The 16,099-nt window shown below is 55.4% G+C and carries 12 protein-coding genes; 5 read left to right on the top strand and 7 right to left on the bottom strand.

All coding sequences use genetic code 11. The features are described 5' to 3' along the window. Window positions 1-84 precede the first annotated feature (84 nt). The 3 genes from HNQ38_RS04210 to HNQ38_RS04220 form a co-directional block, all read right to left on the bottom strand. Window positions 85-1,008: a D-alanyl-D-alanine carboxypeptidase family protein gene (locus HNQ38_RS04210; RefSeq protein WP_246387981.1), complete on the bottom strand. Its 924-nt coding sequence runs from the start codon at window positions 1,006-1,008 to the stop codon at window positions 85-87. A 34-nt stretch (window positions 1,009-1,042) separates the two neighbouring features. Next, complete coding sequence (locus HNQ38_RS04215) at window positions 1,043-2,149, bottom strand: AI-2E family transporter (RefSeq protein ID WP_183718159.1); 1,107 nt, start codon at window positions 2,147-2,149, stop codon at window positions 1,043-1,045. Window positions 2,150-2,294: 145 nt separating this feature from the next. Then, the gene (locus HNQ38_RS04220) at window positions 2,295-3,428 is read right to left on the bottom strand and encodes a glycosyltransferase family 2 protein (RefSeq protein WP_183718160.1); all 1,134 of its coding nucleotides are present in this window, start codon (window positions 3,426-3,428) and stop codon (window positions 2,295-2,297) included. 300 nt (window positions 3,429-3,728) lie between these two features. Between HNQ38_RS04220 and HNQ38_RS04225 the strand changes: the two genes are divergently transcribed. Beyond that, the gene (locus HNQ38_RS04225) at window positions 3,729-6,731 is read left to right on the top strand and encodes a glycosyltransferase family 2 protein (protein WP_183718161.1); all 3,003 of its coding nucleotides are present in this window, start codon (window positions 3,729-3,731) and stop codon (window positions 6,729-6,731) included. An 8-nt stretch (window positions 6,732-6,739) separates the two neighbouring features. Here HNQ38_RS04225 and greA read toward each other — a convergent pair whose 3' ends face one another. After that, window positions 6,740-7,228, bottom strand: coding sequence for a transcription elongation factor GreA (gene greA, locus HNQ38_RS04230; RefSeq protein WP_183718162.1), 489 nt, complete (start codon window positions 7,226-7,228; stop codon window positions 6,740-6,742). A gap of 454 nt (window positions 7,229-7,682) precedes the next feature. Here greA and HNQ38_RS04235 point away from each other — a divergent pair, with 454 nt between their 5' ends. Beyond that, window positions 7,683-9,236, top strand: a complete 1,554-nt coding sequence (locus HNQ38_RS04235) for a putative bifunctional lysylphosphatidylglycerol flippase/synthetase (protein WP_183718163.1) — start codon at window positions 7,683-7,685, stop codon at window positions 9,234-9,236. A 118-nt stretch (window positions 9,237-9,354) separates the two neighbouring features. On the opposite strand, the gene HNQ38_RS04240 is transcribed toward HNQ38_RS04235, so the two are convergent. Further along, entirely contained in the window at window positions 9,355-10,110 is a 756-nt protein-coding gene (locus tag HNQ38_RS04240) for a DeoR/GlpR family DNA-binding transcription regulator (protein ID WP_221277802.1), read from the bottom strand. 337 nt (window positions 10,111-10,447) lie between these two features. Between HNQ38_RS04240 and HNQ38_RS04245 the strand changes: the two genes are divergently transcribed. The 3 genes from HNQ38_RS04245 (at window position 10,448) to pdxA (ending at window position 13,731) form a co-directional block, all read left to right on the top strand. Further along, on the top strand, window positions 10,448-11,419 hold the full coding sequence (locus tag HNQ38_RS04245) for a 2-keto-3-deoxygluconate permease (protein ID WP_183718165.1): 972 nt from the start codon (window positions 10,448-10,450) through the stop codon (window positions 11,417-11,419). A gap of 66 nt (window positions 11,420-11,485) precedes the next feature. Next, window positions 11,486-12,745, top strand: coding sequence for a four-carbon acid sugar kinase family protein (locus HNQ38_RS04250; RefSeq protein ID WP_183718166.1), 1,260 nt, complete (start codon window positions 11,486-11,488; stop codon window positions 12,743-12,745). Continuing rightward, window positions 12,742-13,731 (top strand): 4-hydroxythreonine-4-phosphate dehydrogenase PdxA, encoded by a 990-nt coding sequence (gene pdxA / locus HNQ38_RS04255; RefSeq protein WP_221277803.1) that lies wholly within the window; start codon window positions 12,742-12,744, stop codon window positions 13,729-13,731. The genes HNQ38_RS04250 and pdxA overlap by 4 nt, the downstream gene beginning before the upstream one ends. 321 nt (window positions 13,732-14,052) lie before the next feature. Here pdxA and HNQ38_RS04260 read toward each other — a convergent pair whose 3' ends face one another. Both HNQ38_RS04260 and HNQ38_RS04265 read right to left on the bottom strand, forming a co-directional pair. After that, complete coding sequence (locus HNQ38_RS04260; RefSeq protein WP_183718167.1) at window positions 14,053-14,493, bottom strand: hypothetical protein; 441 nt, start codon at window positions 14,491-14,493, stop codon at window positions 14,053-14,055. Window positions 14,494-15,110: 617 nt separating this feature from the next. Next, window positions 15,111-15,854, bottom strand: coding sequence for a sulfite exporter TauE/SafE family protein (locus HNQ38_RS04265; RefSeq protein WP_183718168.1), 744 nt, complete (start codon window positions 15,852-15,854; stop codon window positions 15,111-15,113). Between the last annotated feature and the right edge of the window lie 245 nt (window positions 15,855-16,099).

The following is a 16,099-nucleotide window of genomic DNA, read 5'->3' on the forward strand; positions in this document are numbered from 1 at the left end:
CAACACAAAAGCTGAATGACAAAATGAAAGGCGGCGGGAAGTTATTCCCGCCGCCTTTATGCGTCATGTGAAGCTCAGTTTGCGTTAGCGTTTTCTTTTGCCAGCAAACATCTGCTGTATCTTTTTGGGCGAAGTGGGGTACCGAAATCCTGCCTCAATGAGGCGGCGGGCCGCATTGTCGCGTCCCACTCTGCTGGTGCCGCCCATCACCACTGCCAGCATGCGGGTTTTGCCTCTCTGGGCCGTGACAATAAGATTGTAGCCCGAGGCAACTGTCCACCCGGTTTTGAGCCCGTTGACGCCGGGAACCTGCCCCAACAACGCGTTGGTGTTGCGGGTTTTTCTGTCTCTGTGGGTAAACAGGGTCACGTTATGATAGCGCAGAGCTGACGGATGTGCCCGAAGATAGGCGCGCGTCATGAGGGCCATATCCCTGGCTGTGGTTTTTTGTCCGGCAGCGGGCAGCCCGGTGGGATTTTTGAACGTCGTTTGCTTCATACCGACGGCTTTGGCCTTCTGGTTCATAGCGCGCACGAATTGCCGCTCATTGCCGCCAGCACGGCGGGCTACCGCTGTGGCTGCATCATTGCCGGAAACAACAGCCATGCCAGTCAGCAGTTGCGGCAAGGGAACCCGTTCGCCAGCGCGCAAATGCATGGATGAACCGCCCACAGAAGCCACTTCAGGCGTAATTCTTATTTTTTCGCCAAGCTTTATTTTTCCCGCCTGTATCTGGTCCATAGCCAGATACATGGTCATGACCTTGGTCAGCGAAGCCGGAGGAATGGCCAGGTCGGGATTTCTGGAATAAAGCACCGCGCCCGTGTCCATATTGATAAGAATGGCGGCACGCACAGGCATGGCCGCCAGAGACTGACAGGGCAGGGCGCAAAAAATGACAAGGCAGGCCAGAAAGATGCTGGTCATGCACTTGAAATGGCGGCGTTGCGTAGTGTGGCCGTGATCTGTATCGCGTAAGGCGCGCCCACTGGCCCGGGTGCGTGGCATATCTGCAACCCGGGGAATGGCGTAAAAGTCTGTATTAAACATTATACCTATATGTACGGTTGGCTTCCTCCACCGCCTGCATTGCAAAGGCCAGCAGCACAGGACCTGCAATAAGTCCTACCGGGCCAAAGCTTGAAAGGCCGCAGAGAATGGAGATAATCAATACAAAAAATGGAGCTTTGATACCCTGCCGCAAAAATAGCGGTCGCAGCACGTTATCCACGCCAGCGACTGCCAGCGTGCCCCACAATGCCAGGCCCACAGCGGCCATGGTTTTGCCTGTAAACCAAAGAGAAATACACAGGGGAACCCACACCAGCGCCGTGCCTACCATCGGAATGGGGGCCACCAGTGTGGCCAGCAGTCCCCAGAAGGCGGGCTGATTGACGCCAGCCACGGCAAAAGCCAGGCCACAAAGAAGACCTTGAGCCAGGGCCACAAGAACGATACCGAGCATAATACCGCGCAAAGCCTTGTGGATGGCAGCAATAAAGCGCCGCAGCATGGGTTGCGAAATATGAAAGATCCTGCCTGCGATTTTACGGATACGGCGGGAGTAGATAGTGAAGATCACTGTGAGGCTTATGAAGAGAAAGCTGGTCCACAGCACGGTCATAGTGCCGCCCAGAAAGTCTACCCCACGCGACAGCAGTACGCTCATGGCGCTGTCAAAGAAACTGTCGAGTTTCAGAAGCAGATCATTAAAAATACGCTCCAGCCGCGGGTGCTCGGTAAGGCTTTGCCGCCACTGCTGGATGTAGTTTACCCATTCCAGCGGCAGCTGAAAGTTGTTGGCCTGCAGCTCGCGCAGGCGTGTAAAGCCCGCGGCTGCCTGCGGCGACACCAGAAGCACCAATACGGCCACTGGCACCACAAGGGCCGCCACCAGCATACTTATGTAAGCATAGAGGGGCATGGCGTTCGAGAGGGCCAGTTTTGTGCTGCGCGCGCGCGAGTCAGGCTCGTTACGCTCCAGTACAATGCGCCAGGACCGCGCTTTTTGGCGTAGCTTGCGATATTGAGGCAGGGTAAGGCAAGACAGGCAGGCGGCCATGAAGATTGTCACGGGATTGGGCATCAGCAACAGGTAGCAGGCCAATACAGCGAGCAGATAGAGCAAACGGGGCAGTGTCTGTGTCATGCAATGAGCCTTGAGTTGCGTAAGCCTTGGGAAGTTTGCCCAGCAAAAGGCCAGGCGGCTGCAAGCCTAGCAAATACATGCGGGGTCTGCCAAGTCTTCTGTGATGCGCGGGGCGCGGTTTGATGTCCTGAGTTGCCGTTATGTATCAGAGCGCGGGTACAACAAGGTCGGCTGAATCAAAGTGCGCGTGCAGTGTCTGGGCCATGACGGAAGGCGGCACAGCCGTGCGGGCAAAGGCTTCACGCCATGCAGCGTGCAATTGTTTACCGTCGGTGAAATCATTTATGCCGGGGCAGAGATGCTGGCCGAGAACGCGGATGCCCCGTGTCAGCTCCACAGCCTCGCCGGGCAGGCCGCAGGCGAGGGCGCAGGCTTGCAGTATGTGGCACTGTACCGCCAATCCCGCCGGGTCAGCCGGGTCTGGGCGCCGGGCAGAGTCTCTGCTTTCCAGTGCCAGCCCCAATGTGTGTTCGGCTTCTTGAAGCAACTGGCGCACATTGTCGGTATGATGCTGCTTGGGGTTTGAGGCGCAGGTGAGCGCCCCTGCAAGATGCGCCACGGCGGCTGTGAACAGCTCTTCCGGGGGCAGACCGCCGGCCTGGCGCAAATGGCGGCCCACGTCAAGATGCACGCGCATATCTGTGCGTTGCCCGCCTACGGTTTGCGCAAGACCTTCCCTTCGGTGAATGTATACGGCCATACCGTCTGTATTGCAGGTAAACTGAAAACCCGCCCGGCCACACTGAAACCAGAAAAACCAGTCTTCGCAGGCGGGAAGGTCAGTGAACCGCAGGCTGGTGAACACGGGGCGCTTGCACATGAACGTGTGGACAGGAGAAATATTGGAATGCCAGAGGTGCAGGGGGTACTGATCCTGACGCAGGGGCCAGAAATGGCCTTCGTCCTTTCCTTCTACATAATTGAGACACAGGCACACGCTGATGTCAGCATTGTGGCGGGCAAGGGCGTCAATTCCTGAGCGTAGACAGCCTCGGCATAGCAGGTCGTCGGCGTCAAGAAATACAATATAATCTCCTGTGGCGGCATCAATACCTGTATTGCGGGCTGCGGCCTGTCCGGCATGATTTTGCGCGATGCACTGCGCAAGGGGAAACCGGCTGCGCACAAAGTCGGCGGTTCCGTCTGTGGAGCCGTCGTCCACCACAATGACTTCCACCTCAAGATTGTTTTCTTTCTGCCTTTCAAGGCTGGACAAAGCGCGAGCCACATGAGCGCGGCTGTTGTAGGCGGGAATAATCACTGAAACAAGGGGCGGCATGGCTGGGCTCCGAGCGGTGGTGCAATGGCATACTTTAAGGAAACGCTGATTTATTCCGGTTGGCGGTGTCGCTTCGCTTTTTTTGAAACAGTCGGGGACGGAAGAGTCCACTCCTGCTTCAAAAAAAGATCGCGCCTTGCCAAATGAAATAACTGCGCGCTTCCAGGAGCTCTTTAATCAGTGCTTCCTTAAACAAGTAGAGCAGAGTTGCAGCGCCGGGTCAAGAAAGCCAGGCCGATTGCAGCCTTGCCCGGCGGCTGGTGCGTTGCGCAGCATCAGGCTCTGTTATAGGGTGATCGCATGAGTACAGAGCATGAAAATAGGCCCTGGCTGACCGTTTTGCTCCGGGTGTGGACGCAGTTTTCGCCAGAGGCGTGCTGCGCCGCTCTTGAAGCCGCTGGTGCTGGCGGGCAAAACCTAGTGGTGCTCTGCCACGAAAGCGAGCGCGAGCGAGCAATGGTTGCAGGGCGGGAATTGGTGCGCCGTGGAGTGTTGCGCGCTTTTCGCTGTAACAGCCCGCAAGCCGGGGGACATCTGCTGGAAGAAGCCAACCGCGCTGCTCATCAGGCGCGAACTCCCTATCTTCTGCTTTTGTCGTCAGAGGTTCTGCTTGCGCCCGGCAGCCTGCCACCTTTGTTGAGCAGGCTGGCTGAAGAACCCGACCTCGCGGGGGTGAATCCGCTCTTTCTTTACGGTCAAAAAGCTTTCAGCTCTTCTGGTGAAGATTGCCCGTCTGCGTGCGGTCAGCCGGGCCAAAGGGCGCGCATCGCTCATATGGGCTGCGTGGCCGACTATCTCGGCCAGTTGCACTATCTTTATGAAGGTTTGCCCTTGGGCCATGCTCTGGCCGGAAAGCGCCGCCGTTTTCAGGTGGGACATGCGGGAGCCCTGCTGCTGCGGCGTGAAGATTTTCTGGCCGCAGGCGGCTTCAATGCTGCGCTGGACAGCCTTGCCCATATGGATTTGTGCCTGAAATTGACAGCCCCTGCGCCGGATAAACCCCTTAGGGCCTTCAGCAGCGAGCCTGCATCGCTGGCAGTTCTGACTGATGATCTTGACGCCTGGAAAACCTGTGGACTTTGGAACAGCCTGCTTCAGCGTGAGCGGCTGAGCCCCGATCTGTTGCGCCCCGACCACGCGGCCCTTGTCCGGGCAGACGGTGTGGAATACGGCTGTTCGCATTGGCTGTGTGGGCAGGCGTGGCCGTCTACAGGCACAATGGACGAATCCGCGCTGGATGAAGAGGGGAGCGGTCTGGCGGACTGGCTGCGTTGGCGGCACGATCCGCAACCCCGCACCCTGTTGTCCTTGCTTGAGAGTATGCCGCCACGGCAGCGCGCCTTCGCCGTACAGCTTTGCCGAGAACTTCCCTCCAGTCTGCCCAGCACCTTGCCCTGGTATCTTTTTGCGGCTGAAAAGCTGCTGGACTGCGGCAAAAGAGACGACTTACCCCTGCTCACGGCCAGCGCTGCGTCCTGGCTGGCCCATGCCGAAGATTTTCAACGTCATGACCTGCAACCGGGGTTGCAGGCCCTTTCAGATGAAGGACTTTACAGCAGCGGACTGGACAATTGCCCTGCGTCCTTCGACGCCTGGATAGAGCTGGCCGAAAAAGAAAGATCGGTAAACACGCGGCAGGAGGTGGAGGACTTTGACCGTCTGGACGTGGGCGGAACCTGGCCTACCATTGCCGTGGTTATGCCCGTGTATAATCCCCGGCCAGAGCATCTTCGTGCGGCTCTGGATTCGGTTCTGGCCCAGGAGTACCCGCACTGGCAACTCTGTGTGGCTGACGATGCGTCAACCATAAATGAAATTCCTGAAATACTGCGTGGATATGCAGCCCAGGAAGGACGAATGCGCCTGACCGTGCGGGAGCAGAACGGCCACATCGCCAGAGCGTCCAATACGGCACTGGAGCTGTCGGACGCTCCCTGGACGGGATTTCTGGACCACGACGATTTGCTGCCTGCACACGCACTGCGAGAGGTGGCGGCCCTTGTGCGGCAAAACCCCGACCTGGTGTTGGTGTATTCCGACGAGGATAAGGTGGACGCCAGAGGCGTGCGGCGTACGCCCATCCTTAAGGCTGATTTCGACCCCTGGGTCTGCGCCGTGTGGCATTTTTCTGTCTATGCCACCGAAAGGCTGCGTCAGGTCGGCGGCCTGAGAGCGGGATTTGAAGGTTCGCAGGATTTTGACCTCAGCCTGCGGGTTGCCGAAAACCTGCGGCCAGAGTGTGTGGCCCATATTCCCCAGATTCTCTATCACTGGCGCGTTCACGCCCAGAGCGCCAGTGGTTCCTTGGGGGCCAAACCCTATGTTCTTGAAGCCACGCGGCGCGCCCTTGATGAAAGCGCCTGCCGCAGGGGGCTAAGGGCTACGGCTGTGCCCACCATCCGCAACAATTTTTTTGTGCTGCGTCATGAGCTGGACGCATGCTCCCGGTGCAGTGTGGTGCTCCTGGCCGCGGACGCCACGCCCGTACCGACGGCTCTGTGGAATGATCTGGAAAGGTTGTCTCAACTGGTTTGTCTGGAAGTGCTCTGTCAGCCCGTGAACGCTGCGGCAGCCGAAGCCTTTAAAAAATCACCCCCGCCCTCTGCACTGAACGTGCGTCTGTTGCCGCCACTAGAGGGAAAAAAGAAAGAAAACTGGCATGCAGCCTGTAATCAAGCCGCACAGTCTGCCTCTGGTCAGGTGCTGTTTTTTCTGGATGCGCGTATTCTTCCCCTGCCGGGCAGTTTGCCGGAACAGCTTATGGCTCTGGCCCTTGAAAAGGGCATCGGAACAGTGGGGGGAACGTTATGGCGCGGCGGCCGGCTATGGCATGCAGGCCTGATGCCAGATGTGACAGGTTTGCCTTTTGCGTCGCAACGGGGTGCAGAGAGCGAACTGTTGTCTTCCATCGCTTGGGGCCAGCTTTTGCTGACACGCCGGGTTTTGGCTGTTTCTGAACAGGCAATGGCTGTACAGCGCGCGGTATTTCTTGAGCAGGGCGGCTATGACCTTGCAATGGGGCCTTGGGCCGGGGCAGACCTTGGCTTGCGGCTGGCCTCGGCCGGGTTGCACAGCATGAGCTGTCCGTGGGGGCAGTGGCATGTTCCGCCGGGATCAGGAAGTGCTCTTGAACATGTGGACCATGTGGGCGATGTTCTGGAACGGCAACGCATTACGCCCCAGACGCGGGAGATTTTTCTCGCGCGCTGGGGCGGCACAGTGCGTGGAAGCGGCTTGCGCAATGCAATGCTGCGAGCAGCTCCCGATCAGGGATGGGCCCTGATGATGAAAGAAAATTTTTAGCCTGAGGGCTATTTGAGAGCCTTGCTGCCCTTGAAGCTGATGCCTGTAATTTCATAGGTGACGCGGCCACGCGGAATTTCCACGGAAACTTCGTCGCCTTCTTCACGGCCCAGAAGAGCTTGGCCCACAGGAGAAAGGAAAGAAATGGAGCCCGTGGTGGGATCGGCCTCGTCGGGACCAAGAATGGTGTAGGTTTTGGCTTCGCCGCTGTCTACATCTTCCATTTCAACGGTGGCGCCAAAAATGACCTTTTCGCCTTTGAGGGTGTCCAGATCAATAACCTGATAGAGGGCCATGCGCGACTCAATGTACTTGATGCGCGCTTCGGCCATGCCCTGGCGTTCGCGCGCGGCATCATAGCCGGCGTTTTCACGCAGGTCGCCTTCTTCACGGGCTTCCTTGATGGCTTGGATAATGGCCGGGCGTTCACTCTTCAGGCGGGCCAATTCGTCTTCCAGAGCCTTATAGCCCTGCACGGAAATAGGGATACTCGTCATGTTGAACCTCGCAACGCAAAAAAAACGCCGCTGCCCAGGCAGCGGAGCATGCGTTATACAAAAATGTTTTTTCGATTAGATCAGGCTGCCCGGCAAGTTTCAGCTATGCCCGTGAGAGCGTATTGAACGCTTGAGCCACTGTAGGACAAAATTTGCAGGCCTTGCGACAATATCGCGGCGTGAATTTTGCCGGAAAATTCACGCCGAGCAGCTACACCTGTAACAGCTAAACCACTCTGGCCGAACGGGGCGGGATCAAATCCGTAGCCCGGATATAACATTAGCAACTGCTCAGGTTTCGGTCAAGCCCTGAGAAAAAATTCCAGCCCTGTAAGGAAGATAACGATGTTAAGGGGATGCAGTTGACACTTGCACAGTGCTGGCGCAGCGTATATGCTTAATCAATGTTTATGAACTAATCCGGTCATCAGGCGTATTCAAGCAACGGCAGCTTATGAAAAAATACTTGCGATATATTGGCCCATTATTGATCACCGCCATCTTTCTACTGGCGGTGTATCTTTTGTACCACAAGCTCAAGAGCTACAGCGTCGCCCAGATCCGTGAGAGTATTGACCAGATATCCGGTACGCGCATTGTTTTGTCGCTTCTGCTTATGGTGGTCAACTACATGATTCTTGTGGGCTATGACTGGCTGGCGCTCAAGGCCATCAGTAAAAAACTGGCCTTGCCCCGCGTTGCTCTGGTGTCCTTTGTAGGCCAGGCGGTGAGCTATAATTTTGGCGCTCTTTTGGGCGGCACCAGTGTACGATACCGCTTTTACTCTGCCTGGGGGTTTTCCCTCACAGATATAGTGCGCCTTGTGCTCATGCTGGCCGTGACATTCTGGGTGGGAGCTCTGGGCCTTTGCGGTATTATCTTTATGGTAGCGCCGCCCATTATTCCTGATGAACTACTGGTAAAAATGCCCCTCAAGGATGTGCGCATTCTGGGGGTAATTCTTTTTGCCATCGCCTGCTCCTATCTGGCGCTTTGCTTTTTCATTCGAAAGCCAGTGCATATCTTTGGCAAGGAATTCGTTTTTCCGCCCCCGCGTATAGCCATTGCCCAGGCGCTGGTAGCCGGTATTGATATTGTGGTCGCCGCCGCCTGCATGTATGTGCTTTTGCCGGGCGATATGGGCGTCAGTTTTATTGACTTTTTACCAAGCTACCTCATGGCGCAGGTGGCGGTGGTTTTGACGCACATTCCCGGTGGAGTGGGTGTATTTGAACTGGTAATTTTGCACCTCACACACACGTCGCACGAGCAGATGGTCTTTGCCGCCGTGCTGTTGTTCAGGCTCATCTATTTTATTATTCCCCTGTTGGCCGCTGCCATTCTGCTGGCCGTGTATGAAGTGCGGCAGCGGCGTGATATGCTGCGCGGCACGGGCCGCTGGCTTTCCGTGCTTTCACACACCATTTCGGCCTACATGTGTTTTTCGGCAGGGGTTATTCTGCTGCTTTCGTCCATCCTGCCTTTGCGGCACCATGCGCTTACCATGTTGGGCATTATGGGGCCCTATCATGTGACGACCATAGGGCACTTTGTCAGCTGTCTGTCTGGCGCTGCGCTGCTGTTTGTCTCTTATGGGCTGGAGCGGCGGCAGGCGCGCGCCTTCCGCATGGCTGTCGTTTTTCTTTGTCTGGGCATTGCGGGGGCGCTGCTTAACGGGTTTGCCTGGCTGACGGCAGGAATGGTGGCTGTGATACTGCTGGCCATATGCATGGCCCGGCGCAGGTTCTACCGCACATCCTTTTTCTGGCAAGAGCCCATTCCCCTGTTCTGGCTGGGCGGCGCGTTTGCCGTGCTAGTGCTTGCGGGGGCCCTTGGCTGGACTTTGTACCACACGGCCTGGAGCCATTCTAGCAACTGGTGGCCCAATGCCGCGCCAAACGCCATACGCAATACCTATGCATTTATTGGCATAGCCGTGGGATTGGTGCTTTCGTGGATGTGGCGTACAGCCCTGCGAACCCGCGCACGGCTGCACGAAAAGAAGTAGCCAGACAGTTTTGTCTTTTCCATAACGAAGAAAGGCCCGCGATAGTTGTCGCGGGCCTTTCGTTTTCGTCAATGACAGGAGAAGTTTGCCTTGTCACGGGCAAACGCTTGCAGGAACGTCAATCCTTCTGCATCGCGCTGTCCAGGCATGCTGTGTTGACCTGCAGCAGCCTGGCCCCCTCATCCACAAATGGCTGGCAAAGACTTTCGTCCGCATCTGTCACAAGGGTCCAGCTCAAGGGCAGGTGCGCCCACACGGGCTGCGAAGAGCAGTCAAGTTTGGATGCATCAACGAGCACAAAGGTTTCCTTGGCCTGGCGCATCATAAGGCGCTTGAGAGCTATCTGTTCCATCGTTGCCTCGCACAGGCCCCTGCCGGGCACAAGGCCATTGGCGCTGGTAAAGGCTTTGTCGGCAGTGAGGCAGCGCAGGGCTTCTTCCGCAAAATGTCCGTATGCGCTCATGCTGATGGGGCGGACAGCGCCACCCAGAAAAATAGTCGCTATATTGGGCGCATCTGCAAGAATGGCGGTGAGCTTGATGTTGTTGGTTATGACTGTAAGCTTTTTATCGCTCAAAAACCGGGCCATAAAGGTGATGGTAAAACCCCCGTCAAGAATGATGGTGTCTCCATCCTGCACCTGGGCGGCCGCTGCCTGGGCGATGGCCTGCTTGGCAGCGCGGTGTTGCCATTCACGCACCGGATAGTTTTCTTCCTGAATGCCAGAAGCAAGCATGGCGCCGCCATATGTTCGGGCCACCGCTTTTTCTTTGGAAAGCCTTTGCAGGTCACGCCGCACAGTAGAAAATGAAACTTCAAACTTTTCTGCCAGCAGTTTTATATCGTTGGCTCCGCCTGCGATGGCTTCCAACATGGCCGTACGTCGTTCTCTGCTCCGCCGCATAGTCATCCTTCCTGTATATTATTAATCGCTCATATAACGTGAAGCAGGAATAAATGTAAGGTTTTCCTGAGTGATAAAAATGCGCAGATTAATCAAAAAAATTACATAAAATGTAAAAAGTACCATAAATAAGAAAAATCTTGCTCATTTCAATCAATCTGTTATTTTCCCGAATAGCGCAGATATTCGCTATGTTTTGGGAAATATACTTATTTTTGCCCAAAATTTGCGTTAATTTTATGCGCATTTCTATCATTTTTTGTCTGCCCGGGAACGGGATTTCGCGTAATCAATTGGAGGGCTCAGTATGCAGATTAAACGGACAATGGAGCGGGTTCCTGGCGGGCTTATGGTCATTCCCCTGTTGCTTGGGGCGCTTTGCAACACTTTTTTCCCCAATACCCCAAAAATATTCGGCTCTTTTACAGGCGGCCTTTTTACCGGGGCAACAAGCATTCTGGCTGTGTACTATGTCTGCATGGGCGCAACCATCAGCTTTAAAACAACGCCCTATATCATCAAAAAGGGCGGCGTTCTTTTTATTGCCAAGGTAGGCATTGCCGCTGTTATAGGCATTACTGTGGGGCAGTTTTTGGGTGAAGCTCCTGTGGAAGAAGGCTTTTTTGCCGGAATTTCTACCCTGGCCATTGTGGCTGCCCTCAACGACACCAACGGCGGGCTGTACATGGCGCTTATGGGGCAATATGGCAAACCTCGCGACGTGGCGGCCTATTCCATCATGTGTCTTGAATCAGGCCCCTTCCTTACTATGGTCACACTTGGCGTGGCCGGGCTTTCTGCCTTTCCCTGGCAGATGATGGTGGGCGCAATTTTCCCCCTGGTGCTGGGCATGATTCTTGGCAACCTCGACAAGGACATGCGTGAATTTCTTAAAGCCGCACCAGCTGTGCTGATTCCCTTTTTTGCCTTTGCGCTCGGGGCCGGGCTTGATCTTTCCAAAGTCTGGAATGCGGGGCTGCTCGGTGTGGGACTCGGTGTGTGCGTTGTGGCCATCACGGGCACAGTTCTCTTTTTTGGCGACCGCTTTACTGGCGGCACTGGCGTGGCTGGCCTTGCTGCTTCATCCACTGCGGGCAATGCCGCCGCAGTGCCTATGATTATAGCGCAGGCCAACCCCGTCTACGCGCCTGCCGCACAGCATGCGACGGTGCTTGTGGCGGCGTGCGTGGTGGTTACGGCTATTCTTACGCCCATTGTTACGGCCTGGGGCGTCAAGAAATTTGGTGCTCCCAAAGACTTGCCCGATGCCGCGGAGTAATGGCAGTACCTGCATGCCTGCAGGACATACCGTGCGGCTGCAAATGGCTGGCACGAGGAGACCGTTATGAATCCTTCATGGTTTATTGTTGCGGATGATTTGACCGGTGCTGCAGACTGCGCTATTGCCTTTGCCAAAAGCGGAATTCCTTCATCGGTGCTGTTTGAGGGCAACGAGGCTGTGGACATTCCTGGCGGAGTAGTGGCAGTAGACGTTGCAAGCCGGGCGCTTTCAGCAGAACAGGCGGCTAAAGCCCATGCAGACCTGCTGGAGCAGCGGTTTGCCAAGAATACGTTGCTTTACAAAAAACTTGATTCTCTCATGCGCGGGCAGCCAATGGCAGAAACGGCAGCCACTGTTGCAGTGCTGCGCAAGCTCGGCGGTCCTTCCTTTGTGATTATGGCCCCGGCGTTTCCTGCCACAGGCAGAACAACAGTGAACGGTTGCGTGCTGGTTAATGGTGAACCTCTTGAAGCCACAGAAGTCTGGGCCAGGGATCACACATACCCGGACGGCAATCTGGTTGAAAACCTTCGGCATGCCGGGGTGAACACAAACAGTATTACTCTGGATGTGGTGAGAAGCGGGGCCGAACAGGTTATGGCCCAGGTGAAGGCCAGCATGGACAAGGGGTATGACGGCGTGGTGTGCGATGCCGAAACTCTTGAAGATCTTGCGATAATCGCCCAGGCCACCTACCCTTTGGCAGAGCAGGTTTTCTTTGCGGGCACAGGCGGACTGGCCGTTCCTTTGGCCCGTATGTCCAGCGCGTCGCCGGGCGGCGTCAGCATTCTGCTTCCGACAACCACGCGGGGAGTGCTTATGGTGGTTGGCAGCCTTGTGAAGGTTTCACGCCAGGCTCTGCGCGTGGTTCTGGATACAAAGCCCGTGCTGCATGTGCCGTTTACGCCTGCCGAGCTGGCTTCTGCCAGTGACGATGCACTTGAAGCGCGCGGAAAAGAAATCAGGGAAGCCTTGCTTGCCGGGCAGAATGTTGTGGCGGAGATTGTTGAAGTTGACGATCCCGATCTTTCCCGGGGCGGCATACTGGCCAGCCGGCTGGCAGTCGCGTTGCACAAGGCGCTTGAAGTTTCGGGCGGGCTTGTGGCCACTGGAGGCGAAACCGCTGCCATGCTTATGGCCCGAGCGGGCATACACGGCATACAGCTTGTAACGGAAGTGGAAAGCGGCGTTCCCGTCGGTTTAACCTTGGGGCAGCATGCTCTGCCTGTTATCACCAAAGCGGGTTCGTTCGGCTCGGAGCGCACACTCTCACGATGCCTTGAATATATACGCGCGGCAAATCAAAAAGGAGAATTGGCTTGAATCTTCCCATTGTAGCCATCACTATGGGCGATGCTTCCGGCATCGGGCCAGAAATTATAGCTAAGGCTTTGGCTCGCCCGGAAATTGTTTCCTGGGCCAGAATTCTTGTAGTGGGGGATGCGGAGCGCCTGCGCGAAGCTGTGAAAATCACAGGCAGCAAAGTTACGGTCAATGCCATTGCTGACCCGGATGAGGCTCGCTACGTGGCTGACGTCATTGACTGTATTGATGTTCCTGTCATCCCCAAGGGACATCCTTTCGGCGTGGTTTCAGCTGCATCTGGCGAAGGGGCATTTCAGTTTATCAAAAAGGCAGTAGAGCTTGTGCAGGCTGGCAAAGCCCAGGCCATATGCACTGCACCGCTGAACAAGGAAGCCCTGCATGCCGCCGGGCACATGTTTCCCGGGCATACTGAAATGCTGGCCCACCTTACGGGTACGCCTGAAGTTTCAATGATGCTCATGACGCCCACCTTGCGGGTTGTGCATGTTACAACCCACCTGGGGCTCATTGACGCCGTGAATAAAATAGAACCCGCCCTTGTGGAGCGCACCATCGCCAGAGCGCACGCTACCCTCGTCAGCGCAGGAATTGCCAACCCGCGCATTGCGGTCTGCGCCATCAACCCTCACGCCGGTGAAAACGGGCTGTTCGGAAATGGCGAAGAAGAAACCAAAATTGTGCCCGCAGTAAAAGCTACTCAGGCCAGGGGCTGGAATGTGGAAGGTCCGTTGCCGGCAGATACGCTTTTCTTCCGCGCCGGACGTGGAGACTTTGACGTAGTGATAGCCATGTACCACGATCAGGGGCATGGCCCCATCAAGGTGATGGGCATTGCCGATGGCGTGAATATCACCATAGGGCTGCCTGTGATTCGCACTTCGGTGGATCACGGCACCGCCTTTGACATTGCTGGCAAGGGTATAGCCAGTGAAGACAGCCTTATTGAGGCTGTGCGTCAGGCAGCCGTGCTGAGCGCCCGATAAAAGACCTCTCTGCCGCCAGGCAATTTGCACAAAATCCCCGACTCCGGTTAATGCCGGGATCGGGGATTTTTGCTTTGAATTTCTAACAAAGGTTGCCGTGCGGCCATATAAACAAAGATTCTTCAGACAGACCTTGGAGGACCAGTTCAGAGTATGCTGCCAGGCCGGAGAATATTCGTCATCGCAGTGCACGGGTTTTTTGCATGCTGGCGGCGAACAGGCGTGCCGTAGCCTTTTTGCAGAATCAACACCGTGTACGGCGTGCTGCGGTAGGCAGCAAAACCTTTTTGGTAAAAGGCTCCAAGCCCTGAAGATGGGGCATTATGCGCAGGCGTTCTGCACCGGGCGAATGCCTTCACCTGCTGTAATACCTAGTTTTTTACTGCTTATGGGTTCAAAAACAAAATGAACTGGCTTGTCCCACGTTTTGTCGCAATAGAGGTACAGAACCTTGACGAAAAGCCTGTCTGCCCCGCAACGAACTTCTACCCATTGACCGCACGCAAACAGGGTTGCTTCATCAATCGGCGGTTCAAAATCATCTGTTGTGCCGAGAAGGTGCCCAGTTTTATCGTCGTAGGGAAGAATATTTCCTTCGGCCCACACAGCGCGTCTGTCCAGCGTTACATGGCCTTCGCGCTCAGGGTGTGAATAAAACGTTGCTGTCCACGGTTCGGTTTTAGCATGGCGTACCAGCACTTTATCGAAAGGTTTCAGTTTCATCCTCGTGCCTTTTTTCAAAAGGGTGTACTTGAAGGTCAATCAGTGAGTCCAACCTTGCTACAGCGAGGAGGTGCTTGAGAAGCCCCGAGTGCATCTGTATACGCAAATCATTTCCGTAAGAGAGTAAACCGCTCTTTACTGCCCTGAACGCTGAAACACGTGCATTTTCGTTTGGCCCGGTGAAGGGCGCTACGTCGAGCGTCAGAAGCAGGTACTTGTGGGATGGGTGCCGTGAACTGTAGGAGTGAAAAGTGCTGCGCGAGTAGATTTCATACTTGTGCGGTCTCAATTTTCAAGCGAAGGGCTGATTGGCCTCACTGCAATGGAGTTTGAAGGCAGTGAGAAATCCGCGTCTGTTTTCGCTGGTCTCCCTATTCATGTTCCCACAAAAAACTGACAAGCGCATGCCCGTCTTGCGAAAATTTTCGCTGTAGCTGCGTATGCTCTGCCGACTATCAGGTCAATTGAAAATACACAAATATTTAGCATAAATTATAAATCAATCGAAAATCTGGTTGATGCGGAGGCGCTGTTCCAAGCGAGGAACGTGCAAGACAGTCTGAAGCCCGCAATGGTCCCAGTTAAAAACAGCAATGGCGCCAGACAAAACAAAACGAAATTCATGCAGAGCGCCAAAAAAGCAAACACATCTTGTGTCATGCCAGTTCGCGCAAAGCCAGCAAAAATCCTGAGATGAAGAGCAGCCAGACCAGAAGCCGACGAAACTGCACATCACTCAACCGCCGGAAAACAGCAATGCCGATTTGTGAAGAAATAAGTGTTGCCGGAAGGGCAATTGCTATAAACAGCAACGTCTGCTGCGAGTAATAGCCGTGCCAGGCGAAGAAAGCGATTGTAATGCCAAGGATGGTCACATTGTAGGGGCGAAGCACAGCGCTGGTTTCGCCCTTGGTCCACGGTTGCATTGCGCACCACATTGTGGGCAGCACGCCAGAGAGTGAAGCCGCCCCGCCAAGAACTCCCCCCAAAAAGCCAATGGTGGCATCAGCAACGGGCATTTGCCGCTCAATTTGTGGCAATGAGCGGCGTAGTGCAAAAAAGGCCCCGTAAAGCAGCATGAAACCCGCAATGGCAAATTTAAGAGTTTGCGCGTCAATAAGGTTCAACGTTGCCGAGCCCAGCGGTATCCCCATCAACGCTGGCAAAAGAAACCGGGGAAGACGGGTTGTGCCATTTCCCAGGTCATGACGTATCAGCCACAAGCTTTGGATTCCACTAAGCACAGACATTACCGCCACAATGGCAACAGCCTGCCACGGGGGCATTATTTGCAGCCAGATGCCCAATGACAGCAGGGCGGTGCCAAACCCGGCCAATCCGTTAATGAAGCCGCCGCAAGCAGCACCAGCCAGCAAAGGGATGAGAAAGTCAATGGGCATAGAGCCGTGCCTTCATGAATGCCGTGCAAAAACAAACCCTAACGGGTTGTCAGCCGGGTTGCCTGATTGAACGGCCTGAACATGATGGAGTTGGATTCAGTTGTCAACGTGGCCTGTGCCTGCGTGCGCTTGAATGCTTTGAGGATGAGGTGGTTGCGAGAATTCGCTCCGCTGCAGGAGGGCTAGGCGTGTCCTGTTTGATGTGAAAGCAAGTGTGCATCGCAGAGTTTGTAGAGGTTGCCTGT

The organism is Desulfovibrio intestinalis (genome assembly GCF_014202345.1).
Classification (GTDB): Bacteria; Desulfobacterota; Desulfovibrionia; order Desulfovibrionales; family Desulfovibrionaceae; genus Desulfovibrio; species Desulfovibrio intestinalis.